The organism is Olleya sp. HaHaR_3_96 (assembly GCF_019278545.1).
Lineage (GTDB): Bacteria > Bacteroidota > Bacteroidia > Flavobacteriales > Flavobacteriaceae > Olleya.
In genome coordinates, this window is record NZ_CP058987.1 from 3,778,874 (window position 1) to 3,799,148 (window position 20,275).

Annotated in this window: 19 protein-coding genes and 1 riboswitch; of the genes, 10 read left to right on the forward strand and 9 right to left on the reverse strand. The window is 31.3% G+C overall.

Annotated elements, in window-relative coordinates; genetic code table 11:
* Positions 1–92: 92 nt before the first annotated feature.
* From H0I26_RS16630 to H0I26_RS16650, 5 genes are all read left to right on the forward strand, one after another.
* Positions 93–701, forward strand: a complete 609-nt coding sequence (locus tag H0I26_RS16630) for a hypothetical protein (RefSeq protein ID WP_218700067.1) — start codon at positions 93–95, stop codon at positions 699–701.
* Between the two features lie 537 nt (positions 702–1,238).
* The gene (locus H0I26_RS16635) at positions 1,239–1,700 is read left to right on the forward strand and encodes a hypothetical protein (protein WP_218700068.1); all 462 of its coding nucleotides are present in this window, start codon (positions 1,239–1,241) and stop codon (positions 1,698–1,700) included.
* A gap of 503 nt (positions 1,701–2,203) precedes the next feature.
* Positions 2,204–2,986, forward strand: coding sequence for a helix-turn-helix domain-containing protein (locus H0I26_RS16640; RefSeq protein WP_256935165.1), 783 nt, complete (start codon positions 2,204–2,206; stop codon positions 2,984–2,986).
* Positions 2,987–3,124: 138 nt separating this feature from the next.
* On the forward strand, positions 3,125–5,464 hold the full coding sequence (locus tag H0I26_RS16645; protein ID WP_218700070.1) for a TonB-dependent receptor: 2,340 nt from the start codon (positions 3,125–3,127) through the stop codon (positions 5,462–5,464).
* A gap of 431 nt (positions 5,465–5,895) precedes the next feature.
* Positions 5,896–6,342 (forward strand): KTSC domain-containing protein, encoded by a 447-nt coding sequence (locus tag H0I26_RS16650; protein WP_136583952.1) that lies wholly within the window; start codon positions 5,896–5,898, stop codon positions 6,340–6,342.
* A gap of 123 nt (positions 6,343–6,465) precedes the next feature.
* Here H0I26_RS16650 and H0I26_RS16655 read toward each other — a convergent pair whose 3' ends face one another.
* Positions 6,466–7,710: a glycosyltransferase gene (locus H0I26_RS16655; protein WP_256935166.1), complete on the reverse strand. Its 1,245-nt coding sequence runs from the start codon at positions 7,708–7,710 to the stop codon at positions 6,466–6,468.
* A 42-nt stretch (positions 7,711–7,752) separates the two neighbouring features.
* Positions 7,753–8,226 (reverse strand): heme-binding domain-containing protein, encoded by a 474-nt coding sequence (locus H0I26_RS16660; RefSeq protein ID WP_218700071.1) that lies wholly within the window; start codon positions 8,224–8,226, stop codon positions 7,753–7,755.
* Between the two features lie 35 nt (positions 8,227–8,261).
* Between H0I26_RS16660 and H0I26_RS16665 the strand changes: the two genes are divergently transcribed.
* The 3 genes from H0I26_RS16665 to H0I26_RS16675 all read left to right on the forward strand — a co-directional run bounded on the left by H0I26_RS16665 (position 8,262) and on the right by H0I26_RS16675 (position 10,468).
* Positions 8,262–8,825 (forward strand): adenylosuccinate lyase, encoded by a 564-nt coding sequence (locus H0I26_RS16665; protein ID WP_218700072.1) that lies wholly within the window; start codon positions 8,262–8,264, stop codon positions 8,823–8,825.
* Positions 8,826–8,918: 93 nt separating this feature from the next.
* The gene (purB, locus tag H0I26_RS16670) at positions 8,919–10,262 is read left to right on the forward strand and encodes an adenylosuccinate lyase (protein ID WP_218700073.1); all 1,344 of its coding nucleotides are present in this window, start codon (positions 8,919–8,921) and stop codon (positions 10,260–10,262) included.
* A 5-nt stretch (positions 10,263–10,267) separates the two neighbouring features.
* On the forward strand, positions 10,268–10,468 hold the full coding sequence (locus H0I26_RS16675) for a PepSY-associated TM helix domain-containing protein (RefSeq protein ID WP_218700074.1): 201 nt from the start codon (positions 10,268–10,270) through the stop codon (positions 10,466–10,468).
* Between the two features lie 80 nt (positions 10,469–10,548).
* On the opposite strand, the gene H0I26_RS16680 is transcribed toward H0I26_RS16675, so the two are convergent.
* From H0I26_RS16680 to H0I26_RS16695, 4 genes are read right to left on the reverse strand one after another with little or no spacing between them, the layout of a single operon-like run.
* Positions 10,549–11,091 (reverse strand): DUF4252 domain-containing protein, encoded by a 543-nt coding sequence (locus H0I26_RS16680; protein ID WP_218700075.1) that lies wholly within the window; start codon positions 11,089–11,091, stop codon positions 10,549–10,551.
* A gap of 4 nt (positions 11,092–11,095) precedes the next feature.
* On the reverse strand, positions 11,096–11,662 hold the full coding sequence (locus H0I26_RS16685) for a DUF4252 domain-containing protein (protein WP_218700076.1): 567 nt from the start codon (positions 11,660–11,662) through the stop codon (positions 11,096–11,098).
* 26 nt (positions 11,663–11,688) lie between these two features.
* Positions 11,689–12,162 carry a hypothetical protein gene (locus tag H0I26_RS16690; RefSeq protein ID WP_218700077.1) on the reverse strand — a complete coding sequence of 158 codons (474 nt, stop codon included), beginning with the start codon at positions 12,160–12,162 and terminating at the stop codon, positions 11,689–11,691.
* Positions 12,149–12,658, reverse strand: coding sequence for an RNA polymerase sigma factor (locus H0I26_RS16695; protein WP_136583945.1), 510 nt, complete (start codon positions 12,656–12,658; stop codon positions 12,149–12,151). Before H0I26_RS16695 ends, H0I26_RS16690 begins: the two co-directional genes overlap by 14 nt.
* A 104-nt stretch (positions 12,659–12,762) precedes the next feature.
* Between H0I26_RS16695 and H0I26_RS16700 the strand changes: the two genes are divergently transcribed.
* A complete protein-coding gene (locus H0I26_RS16700; protein ID WP_218700078.1) occupies positions 12,763–14,208 on the forward strand; it encodes a S41 family peptidase in 1,446 nt (481 codons plus the stop codon).
* Between the two features lie 68 nt (positions 14,209–14,276).
* Complete coding sequence (locus tag H0I26_RS16705; protein WP_218700079.1) at positions 14,277–14,996, forward strand: adenine nucleotide alpha hydrolase; 720 nt, start codon at positions 14,277–14,279, stop codon at positions 14,994–14,996.
* Positions 14,997–15,070: 74 nt separating this feature from the next.
* Here the strand turns inward: H0I26_RS16705 and H0I26_RS19810 are convergent, their stop codons facing one another.
* Genes H0I26_RS19810 through H0I26_RS16720 form a run of 3 tightly spaced genes read right to left on the reverse strand, consistent with a single transcriptional unit; the run spans position 15,071 to position 19,979 of the window.
* Positions 15,071–17,038 carry a DUF5074 domain-containing protein gene (locus H0I26_RS19810; RefSeq protein ID WP_256935167.1) on the reverse strand — a complete coding sequence of 656 codons (1,968 nt, stop codon included), beginning with the start codon at positions 17,036–17,038 and terminating at the stop codon, positions 15,071–15,073.
* Positions 17,039–17,064: 26 nt separating this feature from the next.
* A complete protein-coding gene (locus H0I26_RS16715; protein ID WP_218700080.1) occupies positions 17,065–18,144 on the reverse strand; it encodes a YncE family protein in 1,080 nt (359 codons plus the stop codon).
* Positions 18,145–18,149: 5 nt separating this feature from the next.
* Positions 18,150–19,979, reverse strand: coding sequence for a TonB-dependent receptor plug domain-containing protein (locus tag H0I26_RS16720; protein ID WP_218700081.1), 1,830 nt, complete (start codon positions 19,977–19,979; stop codon positions 18,150–18,152).
* Between the two features lie 30 nt (positions 19,980–20,009).
* A riboswitch (cobalamin riboswitch) is annotated at positions 20,010–20,213 on the reverse strand.
* Between the last annotated feature and the right edge of the window lie 62 nt (positions 20,214–20,275).

The following is a 20,275-nucleotide window of genomic DNA, read 5'->3' on the forward strand; positions in this document are numbered from 1 at the left end:
ATTATTTAATATATTTATCTGCATGGAAGTAGCTTATTACTAAGGTGTAAAACCAATTTGAATTCAAAATTTCGTAGTCTAAAAAAGAATAAATGAACACTGAAACACTGATTTACGACAAGGTTGTCGGATATATGCTTAAAATAATTAAGTCAGGAATTAGAATCAATAAATTTAAAAACAAATTTAACGCGATTAAACACGGGGATTATGTTTGTTTCATTGAATTACTGAAAGTTGGTATTCCTGAAGATATAATTGTAAACAAAATTGGAGAAGGAATCATACCAGCTGAAAAACAACTAGAACAAAAAAATGTTGACTTCCTCTTTTTATTATTAGCTAGTAAATCATTATTAGAATTTTATAAAGAATGTTATTTAGAATATGGAGAAATAATAGACAAAGATTTATCTGATAAGGATTTTGAAAATTTAGCAAATTTTGAAATGGTACTTAGAATGTTTTATAATAACACATTTGAATATAATGGAAGAATTAAGATACACGTAATAATTGATAAATATATGAATCATAAAGGAATATCAGAACCTGAAATTAAAAAAGTGCAAGCTGGTAGAACTTTTTTGAATATGGTAAAAGGACATAAAGCCAATTTTGATAGTTATAATCAAGGTTTAATTACATTCAATGAATCTTTAAAAATTTTAGAAAAATATAAAATTGAATTATTACCATAAAAAAACCTAGACCTAACAATGTGTGTTATTAATGTTATTATTTCTGCTTAGTCCGAAGTTTAGTGTATATTCATTAAGTCCCTCGAATCATTTTGCTTTGACTTTCGATTAAAACAAGATAAAATCAAACAAAATGATTTAACTAAGTACTAAAAATTTACTCTTCCCGCACTAACCATACACGCAACGTTAGCTTTCATTCTAAAAAAATAACACTATGCAAAAAAAAAGACAGTTACGTCTTTGCTGCATCTAATTCCCCCTAATTCTGACGCGATTAAATTAAATTCCAGAGCATTTTATAGCGCAATTACTTTCAAAAAATAAAACCTTTACTTTTGCTATACTTTTTGCTCGATTTTACACAAACTTTAAATACGTTATAAGTAAAGAAGTGATTTTGTTACCATGACCTTTAGTCCATAATTATTATTTTCAAACCGTCTAAATTACATAAAAAGAAATACTAATTTAGTTTTATATATCTAAAAAACATCAATTGGACACAATATCTAATTAGTTAAAATCAAACATATAGTGAATAAAAAATTCTATAAAGAAACTACGGTCGATTTCAATTATTCCAGCTTAATTACATTTATTCTTATTTTATTTTTAATAAACCATTCAGCCTATTCTCAAAGCAAACCGACAAACAAAATAATAACAAAAAAAATGAGTGTTCTAAAAATATATCTCAATAAAAAAAAACATGTTAATGACTCATTATCAATATTATTAACAAGTTTTTCGCACAAACCATCTCCGGTAATAGGGGAAGCTGAAAGAGCTACAGCACACTTATCTCTTTTAGAAAACAATAATTATCATGACATAATGCTTTCCGAGCACGGAATCGCTGGTGTTCAAAAAAATGCAGATGGGCTTCTTGATACCGAACGTTACGATTCCATAAATTGGAATGAATACTATATAGAATTAAAAAAAATAACTTATGACCAATCTATAGAAATAACTATTTCAAAAAAAGATGATTGAAATAAAAAAAAGGGGGTTATTTAATGCTTTAGACGCACCTTTTGCTTACAATCATCATTTGACTTTGGGTTAATTTCTATTATCTTCGTTTGGATTTTAATTTGAGTACACCAAACTAAATATAATAACACAACACTGGTAATTTTTAAAATTTAGTAACAGTAAAAAAAGACCTTAGTAAACAATTTAATATGGTACTACCGATAATTAACTTTTACTTAATAATTCTTATTTATGGTTCTCTAATATTACTTTCCTTTTTACTGTTATCAAACCCATTAAAAGTTAATAAAAAAGCTAATTTTTACTTTGGAATATTTCTCTTTTTATGGTCTACTTTTTGGCTTGAAGAAGTTTTTGAATTATCACATATCAACATACTAAATGCTATTACTTTAACTAGTATTCGGTTTATTCAATTTTTAACACCTCTTTTTTTCTATTTTAGTGTTGTTTACTACACAAATCCTGATAATAAATTCAAAAAAAGTGATTTAAAATACTTGTTATTACCATTACTATTTCTTAGTGGTTTAATTTTTAAACAACTCGATACAGAATATAATTATATAACAATTTTACTCAATATATTAATAATCATTCAAGCAATATATTTTATCATTACCTCTTATATCAGAATACAAAGACACAAGAAAAAAATAGAGCTTTTTGCTTCTAAAACCACAGACATTAACCTTAATTGGATAGAGTACATAATCATTTCATTATTTATTCTCAGCCTTTTTATTGCGATTTATAACATTTTATTTGTTGATCAAGATCTAAATTTAATAGCAAATATTGTTTCGCTAATCATCATCTTTTTTGTTGGCTTCAATGCACTTAAACAAAAAGAAATATTTTTAATAAGAAAAAATAAAACACACCTAATTATTAACGAAAATAATAGTACGAAAAGAAAACTAATCTCTGATCAACATTTAGAAGATTTAAAAACAAAATTACTACATATAATGACAGTACAACAACCCTTTTTAGATCCAGAACTAACACTTGTAAGTTTAGCTGATTTGGTTAATGTACCTCCACATCAACTTTCATATGTTATAAATTCGGGGTTTAACGAAAACTTTTTTTTATTTGTAAATAAATATAGAGTTGAAAAAGTAAAAAGCTTATTATTAAATAAAGATAAAAACCATCTAACCATTATGGCAATTGCTTTCGAATCTGGCTTTAATTCGAAAACATCTTTTAATACCACCTTTAAGAAGATATGCTCCCAAACACCCTCTGAGTTTAAAAAAAGTAGTTCTTCTTTATAAATACATACCTTCAAAAAAAAACAAACCTTTATTACTGAAGACATTATATCATTTAAAAAAGTAAGTTCCATACTATAACCTAGAACTTATTAAGGCCCAATAATTTCTAATTTTGTCATTCACAAAATAAAATTAGGTATGAAAAAGTCTTTTCTTTTACTATTATTTTCATTTTTATCACTTTCTGTTTTTACACAAGAAATAACACAAACTATAAAAGGAAATATTACCGACATTTCTTCTCAAAAACCACTTGCATTCGCAACAGTTATAATTATTGGAACCACGCCAATAATAGGAGCCACTACTGACATAGATGGTCATTTTATAATTAAAAATATTCCTGTTGGAAGATATACTTTAAAAGCTTCATTTTTGGGGTATGAATCCATCATAAAACCAGAAATAATGGTTACCTCTGCTAAAGAGGTAATATTAAATATTAGTCTTCAAGAAAACGCCTATGTTTTAGATGAAATAATACTCAAACCCAAAATAATTAAAGAAAAACCGAATAACATCATGGCTAGCATAAGTGCTAGAATGTTAAGTGTTGAAGAAGCAAATAGGTATGCTGGAGGTTTTGATGACCCAGCACGATTAGCAGCTTCTTTTCCTGGAGTTGCGAGTGGTGTTGGTAATAATGCTCTAATTATTAGAGGTAATGCTCCTAAGTATTTACAATGGAAAATTGAGGACGTCGAAATCCCAAACCCCAATCATTTTGCTAATTTAGGCGTTTATGGTGGCGGTGGTTTAACCGCTTTAAGCAGCAATTTATTAGCTAATTCTGATTTTTACACAGGAGCATTCCCTGCTAAATATAATAATGCTCTTTCTGGGGTTTTTGATATAAAAATGAGAAATGGGAATAACTCAAAATTTGAACATAGCATCACACTCGGCGCTATCGGAATTGATTTAGCTTCCGAAGGCCCCATTAGTAAAACAAACGAGGCATCATATCTCGTAAATTATAGATATTCAACGTTAGGACTTATCTCCATATTACTTCCTGAAGATGCGCAAGGCACAAACTATCAAGATCTATCATTCAAATTAAAACTACCAACAAAAAAAGCAGGATCATTCTCCTTATGGGGTATTGGATTGATAGATAATTCTGGGACAACTCCTGAAAAAGAAATGCTTAATAGAAACTACTTTCAGGATATTGAAAAGCAAGATATAAAGCAGTATATGGGTGCTTTGGGATTAAATAACAGACTCGTCTTTAAAAATAATGCATATCTAAATTCAACGTTTGCATATACTGCCAATGGAATTGACTTATATACGGACAGATTAGATAATGATGCAAACTTACAACCCAAAAATCAAATAAAAAACACAAACTACACGCTTACCTTTAAATCTTTTTTACATAAAAAATTCAGTTCAAAGCATACTAACAAAACCGGAATTACAATCAGGAAGCTAGCTTATGATTTAACTTTAAAAGAAGCAAATAACCAAGCCGAAAATTCGATTGAGACCATAGTTTCTGAAAAAGGATTCAGCACTTTATTTTCTGCCTATTCCAGCTCTTCTTTATCACTTAAAAAGTGGAAAATAAATTTTGGTATAAACGCACAACTATTTAATTTAAACAACAGCTTTACTTTAGAACCACGTTTGGGACTAAATTATAAAATCAACCAATTAAACGAACTAAGTTTTGGTTATGGACTGCATAGCAGAATTGAACCACTACCTATTTATTTTGCGAATACAATTAACACGACGTCACCACAAGCTAACAAAAAATTAGAATTCTCTAAAGCTCATCATTTTATATTAGCCTACGATTGGACTATTACAGAAAAAACACATTTTAAAATTGAGCCATACTTTCAATACCTATTTAATATCCCGGTTATAGCCAATAGTACAAATTCACTGATAAATTTACAAAACGACTGGTTTATAAATGATGCGTATGATAATCTAGGAAAAGGCTTAAACTATGGTCTAGACTTAACCTTGGAACACTATCTAAATAAAGGTTTTTATTATTTAATATCCGCCTCCATTTTTAATTCCAAATACAAAACGAATACTGGCAGCTGGTATAATACTAGATTTAACAAAAATTACATTCTCAATACTTTGATAGGAAAAGAGTTTAAAGTTGGAAAAACTAGACACAATAGACTTGGTTTAAATATAAAATTAAGTATCCAAGGAGGAGATCGTTACTCTAAAATAGATACAGAAAAGTCAATCATAGACCAAGATGTTGTTTACAATGTAACAACACCTTTTACAGAACAGACAAAAACAGCATTTATCGTCCATTTTACCACTAATTATGAATGGTATACAAAGCGTCAATCTCATAATCTTTCGTTTAAAATTCTAAATGCCACTAATTTTAAAGAATATCAAGGGCACAGGTATAATATAAAAACTAATCAAGTTGAAGACTATAGAGAAGCCTTAATAATCCCGAATGTTAGTTATAAAATTTCATTTTAGACTAACATTAGACTTTGGTCTATTTTCTATTTTACGAAAGCTAGAATGCACACAACAAATTAAAATTATAGAACTAAGTCATTTTAATTCCCCGTATTGCTTAAAACACTTTTTCAAATGATAATTTCCATAAATGAATCCATCATATTAAAAATAATAAAAGCACCTTAATCTATAAAGTACACTCACACTATTTTGTATTACCTTAACTCCCGCTTTAACAGTTAAATGATAACGCTCTTTCAAAACCCCGATATTGTTTTTGAGAGACACTTTTATTTAGTAAATTAATGACAAGGTTTCTCCAAATAATCTAATCTAGTGTTAGTTATAAGTCAAAATTTAAAATAAAGTGAAATTTTCCGCAACTTTCTAACAGTCAATTCAAAACAAAAGAGTACTTTCGCGCCTTATTAAAAAAAGCACCTGTTATGAAGCGTATTAATGAGTACAAAAAACTATTTGACGTAGATCAAGATTTATCTTTAAAAACTTTAAAAAAATCTTACCGTAATTTAGTTAAAGAATGGCATCCTGATAAATTTCAATCGGGTGACGAAAAAGCTCAAGAAGCTGAATTAATGAGTAGAAAAGTTATTGATGGTTACCACTTTTTAGTAAGTATCTCTCCTGAAACAATTGAGGCTAACAAAGAAGAGTATGCTGTTACTGTAACTAGTCCAATTATGGATTGGAAACATAAAGGGTTATTATTAGAGATTACTTTTTTAAATGGTGATACTTACGAGTATTTTGGTGTAAACAAAGGATTATACATCAAGTTTTCTCAAAGTGATAAGCAAACACGTTTTGCTAAGCGTAGTATTTTTAATTCTTTCCCTTTTAGAAAAATTAAAAAAAGTGAGGTTACTGCTTAGTCGTAAACAATATCTTGTATTAATTACAACTAGTAAAACATAAAAAAAAGAGCTAAGGTTTTAAATCATAGCTCTTTTTTATATTATTAAATCTAGATAACGTATTACATTATCTTATTTGTATTATACTTTTTCTGTATTTTTCTCTTCTATCCACTTACTCATATACTTAGTACTCTGCATCGTATGGTGCATTAATATTTGCCCTAAAAAATGCTGTTGTCTATGCGTTGGTATATCTGATAACAGAGCGTCTATGGTATGCAATACATCTTTAGTATAGATTGCTTTATCATACAATGTATTTATAATCATAAATCCGTTTTTCTGTTTTCCGTTCCAATATATTTTGTTGGAATACAACTCGGCTGCTTGTTTAGCAAACCCTTTTACATCGTCTTCAATAAACGCATTAGTATCTTTTAATGTGCCATACATCCCTTCTGCTCCAATAGTCGTTGTCACACAAGGTGTCCCATTTACCATAGCGTCTATTAACTTCCCTTTTAATCCAGCTCCAAAGCGTATTGGCGCCAAACAGACTTTGGCGTCTCCCATTACTTGGTTAACATCTTCCGCAAAGCCTTTTATTAAGAAACCGTCTTTTTCGTTGTGTAATTGTTTTGCTTTTTCAGAAACGTAAGACCCATAGATATGCATTTCAGCCTTAGGCAATTCCTTTCTTATAAGCGGCCAGATATCTGTTTTTAAAAATAGTACAGCATCAAAATTAGGAGGATGCATAAAATTACCAATAGTAACAAAATGGTTTCTATCTTTAAATTTAGGACTCCCTTTTTGTGTTTCCGAAGAAATCGGATCTAGCAAAAATGGTAGATAATATAATAAACGCTCGTCAATATTAAATTGACTGACTAATATTTCAATTTCTACTTGAGAGATAATAAATGACAGATCACAACGCAAAATACTTGCAATTTCTCGTTTTGCAGTATCATTTTGCAAATAGCTTTTATCAAAAGATTTATTATCTTTTAAAGCCTGTTGGCGTCCTTTACGTAAACTATGTAAATCTTCGGTATCAAGTAATCTTAAGGCATTTGGACACTGCTCTGCTACACGCCAGCCAAATTGTTCTTCCACCATAAAACGGTCAAATAACACAATGGTTGGGTCTAAATTTTTAACAAAAGCATCAAAACTACTATCATTAAGTACAATGCTTTCTGTTTTTACACCAATACTTAATAAGTCAAATGCATGGTCTGTTTTGCTACAAGCAGACGCAAAAGTAATATCATAATTAGCCGATTGAAAGACTTCAATAAGCTGCATCATCCTGCTACCTGCAGCAGAACTTTTTGGTTCAGGCCAAACAAAGCCCACGATTAATAATGTTGGATTCAATTAGAGGGAGATTTATAAATTAATTAGTTCTTGAAGTAAATATTACTGAGGTTGTGGTGCTAAAGCATAACCTAGTCTTACTTCCTTTACCCAATCTACAACTGCTTTAATTTGCGCATCTGTTAAATTAGCGTCACCATGTGTATACGTGTAACTTGGTAAAGGCATTTTCTTTTCTTCAACTTCTTCTGCTAATTCGTCAAATTTGTGATCTTTCTTTTTTATAGAATAATCTGACCATTTAGAAAAGTCTAAGTGTTTACGTCCGTCCTCAATATGCTCTGCCAACCAAAAATTAACTGGTGTTATTGAGTTATACCAAGGATAATTTGTATTGCTAGTATGACAATCAAAACACGTGGTTTCTAAAATAGTTTTAACCTCAGCAGATGGCTTTGTCTCGGCTAAAAAAGCAGTTAAGTCTTCTGTATTCCCTTCATTTTTTTCTGGCGAAAAAAACTGCGCAATCACAAAAGCTATTAATAAAACTAGACCTATCTTTTTAAGTATTTTCATTTTGCTTATTTTTAAGCTCTAAAAATAAGAAATCTTTGACTACCGACGCTTTATATGAAGAATTAAATTACGTGAATCATTCACGCGAAAAGCGTTTACATTATGCACAGCTACTGCTTTCAGACTCTAGTCTGATCCCTAAAACATTAGACATCTTGTTTATGGTAGATGATAAAATATCACCACGTGCTGCCTGGATATTAGAGTTTATGTGTGCCGAAAATCTAGAAGCCATCATCCCCTACTTGGATCGGTTTACCCAAAACATGGGTAAAGTCCATTTAGATTCGGCAGAAAGACCTGTCGCCAAAATATGTCAATACCTTGCTATAGCCTACTATGGAAAAACGCCTTCTAAAATTAAAGCGGCCTTACTTCCGACACATCGGGAAAAAATTATTGAAGTCTGCTTTGACTATTTAATTAATGATACTAAAGTCGCCCCAAAAGCTTACGGTATGACGACCTTATTTTTATTTGGTAAAGACTATGATTGGGTGTATCCTGAATTAGCAACCATTTTAGAACGTGATTTTGCCACCCAAAGTGCTGCTTTTAAAGCTAGAGCGAGGTTTATTTTTAAAAAAATAAAACAGTAAATTCATAATATTTATTAAATTCTTAAAGCGTAATCCTTTAGTCTTCCCATTAAAAAAACTATATTTATAGCTTGTTAAAAAACAACTATTTATATGTCTTTAAATCAACTAAATGCGATCTCTCCAATTGATGGTCGTTACCGAAATAAAATTGAAAAACTACAAGATTTTTTCTCTGAAGAAGCTTTAATAAAATATCGTGTTTTAGTCGAAATCGAATATTTTATTGCGTTATGCGAAATCCCATTACCTCAGCTACAAGGTGTAGATAGTAGTAAATTTGAAGCACTGCGTGACATCTACAAGTCTTTTACAACTGAAAATGCACAAGCTATTAAAGACATTGAAAAAGTAACCAACCACGATGTTAAAGCGGTTGAGTATTTTATTAAAGATAAATTTGATGCTTTAGGTTTAAGCGAATTTAAAGAGTTTATCCATTTTGGATTAACATCTCAAGATATTAACAACACTGCTATCCCGTTAAGCATCAAGGACGCAATGAATGAGGCTTACGTTCCAGAATATTTTAATGTTTTAAACGAATTAAAGCGTCTTGCCGAAGAGTGGAAAGACATCCCAATGTTGGCTAGAACACATGGTCAACCGGCGTCTCCAACACGTTTAGGAAAAGAAATTGAAGTTTTTGCTGTCCGTATGGAAGAGCAATTTAACTTATTAAATGACATCCCAAGTGCTGCTAAGTTTGGTGGTGCAACAGGAAACTTTAACGCACACAAAGTGGCTTACCCTGCGATAGATTGGAAAGCTTTTGGAGGAACGTTTGTACAAGAAAAACTAGGCTTACACCACTCCTTCCCGACGACCCAAATCGAGCATTACGACCATATGGCCGCTTTGTTTGATTGTTTAAAACGTATCAATACTATTGTTATAGATTTAGATAGAGACATTTGGACCTATGTATCTATGGAGTACTTTAAGCAAAAAATTAAAGCGGGAGAAGTTGGAAGTAGTGCCATGCCACATAAAGTAAATCCTATTGATTTTGAAAACAGTGAAGGTAACTTAGGTATAGCTAATGCCATTTTTGAGCATTTATCGGCAAAATTACCAATTTCAAGATTACAACGTGATTTAACAGATAGTACTGTATTACGTAATGTTGGAGTCCCTTTTGGACATACTTTAATTGGTTTTGGATCAACTTTAAAAGGGTTAAGTAAATTATTACTTAATGCGCCTAAATTTGCACAAGACCTTGAAAACAATTGGGCAGTTGTAGCAGAAGCCATTCAAACCATTTTAAGACGTGAAGGTTACCCTAATCCTTACGAAGCTTTAAAAGGGTTAACTAGAACTAACGACGCTATTAATAAAGTTTCTATTTCTAATTTTATAGATACATTAGACGTTAGTGATGCTATTAAAACAGAATTAAAAGCAATATCACCAAGTAACTATACCGGAATATAATACTTATGCTAAATGATAATGCCTCTATGGCACTTTGTACTATAACTTTACTACTCTTTTTTATAGGAGGAATCACTGGAGTTTTAAATCATCCGTTGTACATCGCTATTATTATTATTGCATATTTAATAGTGATTATAAATTTGGTCGTGGTAAAAAAGTCTGAAACAGATGATGCTTTTTTTGAACCGAAAAATAAAAAATAATCCTAATATCACTTAATAAAAAAAGGCTTATCCATTGGATAAGCCTTTTTACTTGTAGTGTAACCTAAAAGATGCTATGTTTATTTAAAAAACGACATCAGACCTTCAATTTCACCTTTGTCAATATCCGCATTTTGTAGTTTAGAGCTTAACTTAATTAATTGTTCCGGCTTCATGTTGTCTCCAATTATTCTTAAAATTGTAAACCCCATCTCTTTAGAACTTGCTAACACTAAAAACTCATCTATAGCCGCTCCGTTTTCAATAACATTAATCTTAACATTAACGCCATTATCTTTAAACTCCATCAGCTCTTCATATTTTTTGTTTCCAAAAACAACTTTAGCTTTCGCTAATTCTTCTGTATAAGCTGCTACGTTTCCTGCAGTTGACTTATAAGCTAATATGTCTAATTTATTTACCGACTGATACGCTTCTTGTTCTTCTTCTGTTAAATTAGCCTTTGAAAAATCTATAACATCTGTAGAGACGTCAAAAGACATAAAATCTGGTAATTCTTGATGATCTACAAAGTAGGTTTGTATAGAGTTTTCGTCTTTACAACTTACCAATACTACTGCTAATACAAGAAGGGTTACAATTGATTTGATTGATGTTTTCATAGTTTTATTTTTTACTTTTCTTTTTTAACTCTTCACCACCTGGAAGGTTCATTTTTTGAGTTAATTTAGAAATTTGATTTAAATCAATATTCCCTGTCAGTGAGATTACAACAGTTTCGATTGTACGCTTTTCGTCGTTAATTTCGATATCAGATCCTTTGGTTACGGCATCTAATCCATTAATAAACATCAGTAATTCACTAACATGATCTTCATCTTTACCTTGCTTCACGTAAAACTTCATAACGACACCATTATCCTTAACTTCCATTAACTCTTCTAAAGATGTACTTCGTGTTGTGACCCACTTAGTAATACTTTTTGCAATAGTCAGATCTCCTGTAGCCATCGTTTTAAAACTGGTAATACTGTTTACCATCTCCATATAAGCTTTAGCTTCTGCATCGTCTGTATCAATATCTATTTTAGCTAGCATTTGAAACATCTTAGGTTTTATAGACACGTAACTTACTTTATCGCTATCGCTATATTTTTCAAAGACATCTTGAGCCATTCCTGTTAATGGCATCATTACTATTGCCATCAGTGTTATTGTTATATATTTTTTCATCGTATTTGTATTTTTAGTTATTAGGTTTATTTTTTATTGATTTTAAGGATTCTTCCAATTGGGTTCTCCATCTCTTTTAAATAGTCAACTTGTGTGCCAGCTTTATTAATAACACCTAAGTAATTAACTTGTGCGGTCCCTTTATTAAAGGTTTTTGACACTAACTCTAGATATGATTTTGCTTGACTATACGCCAACCTATCAGCAGCTGTGATAACATCCTCTTTGGGTCTATTAAAATAAATACCAACCATTAATACTGCTACTGCTGCAACGCTTAACCACTTAATATTATATTTATTTTTAGGGTTTAGTGGCACGTTTTTAGTAAAAGTCTCTTGTTGGTTTACTGTATAGTATCCAAAAATGGCTTTATAATGCTCTAAATGTGGCGCGACAGTTTCTTGCTTAAAATAGTTTTTTAACTGCGCTTCTTCTTTTAGAGTGGTTTCACCATTCTCGTACTTTTCTAGTAAGTCGTCTATATTATTTAACACCATAATTATGTGTACTAGTTAATTTTTCTCTTATTATTTTTCTTGCTCTTGATAAGGCTACACGCACTGCTGTAGGATTCATATCTAGCATTTTTGCAATCTCGTCAAAATCGTACTGCTCTATATCTCTTAATTGCACGACCATTTTTTGTTGTTCTGGCAATTCTTCAATAATCTTAGCAACCCATTGTAAGCTATCATTTACTTCTATCTGCTTCTGTAATGCGACACTATGATCTTGATAGTTACTATGTACTATTTTCAAATTTTGTGCTTGTTTAGATTTTAGTTTATCCAAACAAAAGTTTTTAGTCATCGTCATGGAAAATGCTTCCACATTTTTATAATTTTCTATTTTACTTTTATTCTTCCATAGTTTTAATATTACTTCCTGCGTGGCATCTTCTGCTTCTTCACGAGACACTAGTAATCGTTTTGCTAAACGAAAAACCTTATCCTTAAAAGGCATTACTATTTTTAAAAACTCTAACTGTGTCATTCTGGTTGGTTGGTTTCTATTACGACGAACGATAATTAAATTTGTTACAATTTATTTTCAATATTAAATAAAGTAAGTACATTTATAAATAAAAAAAGAAAAATATGACTATTAAAAAGACTTGGATTTATATCATACTATTATTAGCATGCTTTAGTATTACGGGGTGTTTTGAAGATCAAGATGATAACTTAATTCCTGATAATGATATAAAAGATTTTGTTTGGAAAGGTTTAAATCTTTGGTATTTATGGCAAAATGAAGTCCCAGACTTAGCAGACAACAGATTTTCTAGTACTGAGGACTACACGTCTTATTTGGATGGTTACAGTTCGCCAGATGCTCTTTTTGACGATTTACAACATAATGATGACAGATTTAGTTGGATTGTAGACGACTATTTTGCTTTAGATAATGCTCTTAATGGGATTTCTAAAAGTAACGGAATGGAATTTGGCTTAGGTTTAATAGATGGTGGCCCAGAAGTTTTTGGAGCCATTCAATACATATTACCAAACACTGACGCCTCGACTTCAGACTTACAACGTGGTGATTTATTTTTAACTGTTGATGGTACGACACTAACGCAAACCAATTACACTAGCTTGTTATTTTCTAATAATGACACCTACACTATCGGTCTAGCCGAATTAGATAGTAATGATAATTTAGTATTAACTGGCGAAACAGTAACATTAACAAAACAAGTGTATGAAGAAAACCCGATACTTATAACCAATACGTTTACCGTAAATGGCATAAAAGTGGGCTATTTAATGTATAACCGTTTTACAAGTAGTTTTGACCAGCAGCTTAATGATGCTTTTGGACAATTTTTAGCCGAAGGCGTACAAGAGTTAGTTTTAGATTTACGTTATAATCCAGGAGGAAGCGTAGGCTCTGCTATTAATTTATCGAGTATGATTGCGGGTAAACCTACTACTGATTTATTTTTAAAACAACAGTGGAATAACAAAATACAAGCGGCATTAACAGATGAAGAGGTGTCAAGAAATTTTGTAGATAAATTAACTGACGGTACACCTATTAACACTCTTAATCTTAATAAAGTATATATATTGGCACAATATAGTTCTGCTTCTGCAAGCGAGTTAGTTATTAATGGATTAAATCCTCATATTGAAGTTGTGCATATTGGAAGTTCTACTAGAGGAAAAAACGAATTTTCTATAACTCTTTATGATAGTCCAGATTGCGCATACTCATGTACAACAGGTATCAATCCAAATCATATCTGGGCGATGCAACCTTTAGTTGGTCGTAATGAAAATGCAGCTGGCTTTTATCAATTTGAAGCTGGGCTAATTCCAACTATTGAATTAGAAGAAACGGTCTCTAATTATGGCGTTTTAGGACAACAAGACGAACCGCTTTTAGCAAGAGCAATCCAACACTTAACTGGTAATGGTCGATTTGGAACTACTGAAACTGACAGTAAATTTACTATCATTGAAAACTCTAATGCACAAACGTTAACTAGAGATAATATGTACCTTAATGATAAGGACATTCCTAATATCTTTAAATAAAACATAAAAGCCTCTAAAGTTATTTAGAGGCTTTTAATTTTTAGACATAAAATAAAAACCTATACCTATTGAGTCATAAAACATACTTTAATTGGAGCTCTGGCAAAGATTCGGCTTTAGCCCTTTACCACTTATTACAAGACGATTCTTATGCTGTTGAACAACTAATTACAACTGTCAACACCCATTACAACCGTGTCACAATGCATGGGTTAAGACAAGAATTATTAACGGCACAAACTAATGCTTTAAATATAAAAGCAAGCCTTATAGAACTTCCTGAAATGCCTAGTATGGAAACCTATGAGGACATCATGTTACAAACAATAACGGCATTAAAAGAAGAGCAATTTACCCATAGTGCCTTTGGAGATATCTATTTAGAGGATTTAAAAATCTATAGAGAAACTCAATTAGCTACACAAAATATAAAAACGGTCTTTCCGTTATGGAAACGCGACACAAAACAACTTATTATGGAATTTTTGGAGCTTGGCTTTAAAACGATAGTCGTTTGTGCCAATTCTAAATACTTTGATCAAAATTTTGTTGGAACAATTATAGACGAGCATTTTGTAGATAATTTACCCGAAGGTGTTGATCCATGCGGAGAAAATGGCGAGTTCCATACCTTCTGTTTTGATGGTCCAATCTTTAAAAACCCGATCCCGTTTACCATTGGAGAAAAAGTTTATCGCGAGTATAATGCGCCTAAAACAACTGATAATTCGGTGTGTAAAAGTGATGCCGAAACCTATGGTGTTTGGTATTGTGATTTAATTCCGTAACCAATGACTATAGTATAAAACACAAAAAAGCCTCTAAATTATTTTAGAGGCTTTTTATTTGTATTTAATCTGGCTTATTTTTTAACAACTTTAAGTGTAGCACTTCCTTTATCTGAAGTAATATTTACGATATAAACTCCTGAGCTTAAATTTTCAATATTTACTGGAACATTAGTAGACTCCACATTTTTATTTAAAACCAAACGTCCTTCAGAAGAATAAACAGATACTAAACCAGTCTCTGAAACATAAAATTGAGACGTGGTCGGATTAGGATACAGTGTTATTTTTATTTCTTTTGAAAAAGAATTTACACCCAATGTATTCTTGTTTATAACACCAATAGCATTTAGATCAAACCCACTAGAAGCATAAGGTGTCGAAAAAGGCTCGTTAATTATATTCCCATAAGAATCATAAGTAGCATATGCCGGGTCTATAGATCCAATAGCATCAATAACTTTAACATGTGTAATATTATTTTTATCTAATAAGGCTGAATCATCGATATCACTAATATCAAAAGGAGTTCCAAATCCTGAACGGTATTTTCCTGCCAAATTATTAATATATCTTGCATCTACACTTCCAAAACCACCTACTTGTGTGTCTGTTTGTGTTTGACTATGAGATGGAAATCTAAAATAATTAACCCCGTCTGAACTTACCTCAACAAAAGCTAATTCTAAAAAAGTATCACTAAAACTATTCTCGAATACAGCAAAATCAAATCCTGCTCCATCTTTAATTGGTGTATCAAAAGTTAAAATAGCTTCACCTCCATCTCCTAAACTTACTACACCTGCATCTGCGATATCTAAAGCAGAATCTGATGTCCCAACGGTAGCATAATTACTACCTAAATCCATTGCAGAAGGATCCGAAATATTAACTAACCCTCTTGTTACAGTTGCTCCAGTTGCCCATTCTAAAAATAATGGACTATTCTGTGCAATCGCAGTCGATCCAGTCTGATCTGCAGGTGGCGCATATATACCAAGTGCCATTTCATTTTTATAAACGCCGTTTGGAATAATACCCACTGTATATTCGTTTTGATAAGCACCTAATGTAGTATAGGTTCTTATTTTACCGTTACTTACATAATCTACAGCATCCGCTAAATATAATGTATCATCAATTAAAGACAAACCATAAGCTAAAGTTACGTTTTGAGCAGATGTATCAATAAAAGCAGTCGTTGGTAAACTTCCTGTAAAATCGAAATTATAAATATTATTATTTAAGACATAAAAAGCTTCTCCATTATCAACTTGCAAATAATTTGGGTGCTCTGAAGTAGCAAAATCTGAAACAGTTAATACAGAGTAATCCGTTAAGTCGATTCTATATAGTTTACCTAAAGTTTCATCCATAGTCCAAGCAGGTTTTCCTCCACAAAGCACATAAACATAATCATCATCTACTGAAATAGAATTAGGTATATCCCCAACCATTATTTGAGACACACTATTATCTACTAAATTAATTACAGATACAGAATTACCAAAACCGTACCCTCCTTGATGTGTAATAAATAATTGATTATTTTTTTTCACAATTCTTTCTGGCCCTTCTACTACCGGTATTGTGCTTACCACAGTATTTGTAGACAAATCCAGAACAGCAACATAATCATCGGTAGTAACTGTAGGATCACCCCAATCAGTTATGTAACCAAATCCATTATCAAACGCAATATATCTTGGATTATTAAAACCTGTTGTTACCGTTGCAATGTGTGCAAATGTTACACTATTTACAACATTAATCTCACTACTTCCACTTCCAATGATGTAGGCATTATCGCCATCAAATCCCATACCTTGTCCTAATTGTCCAATATCTTGTCCGGGGTTTTCTGTTGCAAAAATATCGTTATCCAGTGTTCCAGAATCATTTAAAAATGACACTGAAGCAGTGTTGGTACCAAACATACCTTCATTTAATATAAAAACACCAGAATCAAAGCTTTGCGCATAACCAGAATAGGCTAATAAGCTAATGATAAATGTTAATACGAATAGATAATTTTTTTTCATGTATTTAAGTTTTAGTTTGTTTTTTTTTAATTATTGTTATAACATCCGTTAGGAATTATTTTTACATCAATTCCATTTTGAAAATCGCCTTCTAAACTGTAGACTAATACTTCTCCATTAGAACTGTAATCTTTAGCATCTGAAATATAAATCTTGTCATTAATGATATTAAAACCATATAACACTTCAATATTTTGAGCGCTTGTATTAAACAACGCTGCTGCTGGTAATGTAAAGTCACTAAGCTCTATATTATAAACGGATGCATTTAAAGTATATAAAAGTGAATTATTTGATTTTTTTAAAACCCCAGGATGAACACCATCTGCAAAAGTAATTTGAGCCTCTACTAAATTAGTAGCACTATTTATTTTATAAATTCCAGCGGAAGTTTCGTCTCCAGTCCAACTTGCTTTACCTGAACAAATAACATATAAGTTATTATTATCAAGTACCATATCCCCTGGGACATCACCTACTTGAATACTTGATGTTACTGTTTGCGATGTAGCATTTATTATCGAAATAGAATTACCATATCCACGACCACCTTTGTGTGCGACGTAAAGTATTCCATTATTATTTACTATTGCTTCCGGACCTTCTGCAACCGGAATAGTAGCGGCAACAGTATTAGTTTCTATATTTAATACAGCAACATAATCATCGGTTGTATCAATAGGATCTCCCCAATTAGTGATGTAACCTTTATTTTCAAAAAAAGTAATATACCTTGGGTTTAAAATATCGGTTTCAATTGTAGCAACAGACTCAAAAGTATATCTATTAACGACTTCTACTGTGTTGGAATTATTGACTAATAAATATGCTAAATCCCCATTAAAACCAATACTTTGTGCTACATCTCCTAATCCTCTTCCGTTAACCGCAAAAAAGACATTGTGATAGGCTTGACCTGAAGCATCAATAAACGATACTGAAGCATTGGAGTATGTGTATCCTCCCTCATTCAAAACCAATATACCATTAGCATAATCACCTGAAGGTGGCGGGTTATCCAAAATAATTGCTCTGTCGTCACTTGTGCAATTCTGTAAAAACAGAATTAAAAAAAACAGTGTTATTAATTTCAAGCTTTTATTCATAATTTTTAAATATTAAGATTCAAGTAAACACTATAATTTCTGCCAGGCGCAGGTCTGTTTAAAACACTTTCATAGGTCTCATTCCATAGGTTTAAAACCTGTACTCCAATAGTGTATTTGTTTGTTCCTTTTCCAAGGTTATACTCCAAACCTAAATTTGCTAACATATAACTATTAACAATGTGTTCTGGAGCATTATCTGTTGTAGTAAATACTTCTCCGTTATTGATAAACTGATAATAAGCGGATAGTTTTTTATAATTATAACCAATAGACGTTGTCAATTTATGGTATGGTACATATATTAATTGCTTATCCGTTTCTTCATTTTTAGAAACCGTATAAGCATACGTTGCAGAGATATCAACTTTATGTAGTCCTATTTTTTTATTAGCATTAAAAAGAGCTTCAAAACCATAGATATTTACATTTTCTGCATTTCCTGGCCTCCAAATCCCATTAATATCCGGTGTCCAAAGCAATAAGTTTTCTACTGTATTAAAGTAACCGGTTAGTGTTAAAGACGCATTAGGTAGGTGTAGCACATTACTAATCTCCCCTTGATATGATAATTCTGGTTTCAAGTCTGGATTACCAAGTCCTTCCCAGTACAAATCGTTGTAAGTTGGTATTCTAAAATTTTTAGAGGTATTTAATTTTAAACTATAAAAACTAGTTATTTCTGCTTGTACACCAGCAGAATATAAAAATGGACTTTCGTAAATATTATTAACTTCTTGTCTTAAGCTAACCTCATATAAAAAACGCTTATTCACTTTTTGTTTTACTCCTAAAACAACAGATCCTAGATGACGAATTTTATGTTGTATGTCTGAACCCTCTCCATTATTTTGATTATAATTTAATCCACCACTTAAAAGTATACGCCCCAATGTGTAGTCTAAATTATATTTTACAAACACACTTCCTACTTTACCGTAAGTATTATAATCCCTATCTATATTAGGATAAAACTCGTAGTTTTCTGTTAAATAAGCTACTTTAGTATTAGATACTATGTTGTTTGATTTTAATTCCCACTCTAACATATTACGCGTATTAAAATCGTAATATTTAGTTTTTAAAGCGTTTGGTGTTGGCAAAGAGAAATGGCGTTTACCATCGTAAATATTAGAATATACATTAATAGTATTTTTATCATCTAACTTAAAGCCAAAAGTCGAACTAATATTTGTGTTGTTAAATTGTCCATTTACATTTATTCTATCCGTTCCTGGATACTCATAATCATTATCCGATCCTGTTCGAGAAAGTCCTAACGAAAAGCTTTCTTTTTTTGTTGAATAAGTAGTTTTATAATCTAAGCCATAGGTATTAAAACTGCCATATTTTAAAAATACATCGTTTTTAAAACCTTCATTATAACTTAAATTGTTTCCTAAATAGATACTTCCTCCAATAGCATTACTACCATCTACAACACTACCGCCTCCAGATTTAACAACAACCTGATCAAAGCCTCGGGTATTAATAGAATTAAAATCTGTCTGTCCTGTTGTTTGAGAGTTTATATTTATACCATTCCATAATACAGCAGTTTGTTGCGCAGTTGTACCTCTAAAACTTGGAGACGACACCATACCTAAGCCATTCTCCTTTAAATAAATAGTAGAATTGAAATTTAAAAGACTTGTAAGAGAAGATTGATTACGTTTTAAAACACTATCATTTAAAACTGTTTGCGTCGTTGTATAAACGGAATCTTTTAATTTAATATATTTTAGACTTACTTCATCTAATTTCGTGATAGGACCATCCTGAGCAAAAACTGCACAAGAACATAAAACAACGAAAATTGAAACAAATCGATTCATAAATCTTGAAGACTTTTCTCCCGAAAGTCATATTAGATGACAAATTCTGGCAGGTCTCCTGACTCTCATCTTATTATCTGTCTTCCCAGAGTATCTCTCCAGTGACTAGAAGGTTAATAATAAGTATTCACACTGTGAACAAAGATTACAGTTGCGGGAACAGTTCAAGTCTTTCACTTGATTCCCTTTTAATTGATTTTGCACAAGTACAAAACCAAACCAAAATTCGACGCAAAAGTACTATTTAAAATAATGTTTTTCCTATTTTTTCTTGTTCATTTTATAAATCAAATAAA

Coding starts and splice junctions, on each gene's coding strand:
- H0I26_RS16720 (WP_218700081.1), bottom strand. CDS start 19,979: ATGAATCGATTTGTTTCAATTTTCGTTGTTTTATGTTCTTGTGCAGTT.
- H0I26_RS16700 (WP_218700078.1), top strand. CDS start 12,763: ATGACTATTAAAAAGACTTGGATTTATATCATACTATTATTAGCATGC.
- H0I26_RS16645 (WP_218700070.1), top strand. CDS start 3,125: ATGAAAAAGTCTTTTCTTTTACTATTATTTTCATTTTTATCACTTTCT.
- H0I26_RS16650 (WP_136583952.1), top strand. CDS start 5,896: ATGAAGCGTATTAATGAGTACAAAAAACTATTTGACGTAGATCAAGAT.
- H0I26_RS16680 (WP_218700075.1), bottom strand. CDS start 11,091: ATGAAAACATCAATCAAATCAATTGTAACCCTTCTTGTATTAGCAGTA.
- H0I26_RS16690 (WP_218700077.1), bottom strand. CDS start 12,162: ATGGTGTTAAATAATATAGACGACTTACTAGAAAAGTACGAGAATGGT.
- H0I26_RS16675 (WP_218700074.1), top strand. CDS start 10,268: ATGCTAAATGATAATGCCTCTATGGCACTTTGTACTATAACTTTACTA.
- H0I26_RS16715 (WP_218700080.1), bottom strand. CDS start 18,144: ATGAATAAAAGCTTGAAATTAATAACACTGTTTTTTTTAATTCTGTTT.
- purB (WP_218700073.1), top strand. CDS start 8,919: ATGTCTTTAAATCAACTAAATGCGATCTCTCCAATTGATGGTCGTTAC.
- H0I26_RS16660 (WP_218700071.1), bottom strand. CDS start 8,226: ATGAAAATACTTAAAAAGATAGGTCTAGTTTTATTAATAGCTTTTGTG.
- H0I26_RS16630 (WP_218700067.1), top strand. CDS start 93: ATGAACACTGAAACACTGATTTACGACAAGGTTGTCGGATATATGCTT.
- H0I26_RS16695 (WP_136583945.1), bottom strand. CDS start 12,658: ATGACACAGTTAGAGTTTTTAAAAATAGTAATGCCTTTTAAGGATAAG.
- H0I26_RS19810 (WP_256935167.1), bottom strand. CDS start 17,038: ATGAAAAAAAATTATCTATTCGTATTAACATTTATCATTAGCTTATTA.
- H0I26_RS16685 (WP_218700076.1), bottom strand. CDS start 11,662: ATGAAAAAATATATAACAATAACACTGATGGCAATAGTAATGATGCCA.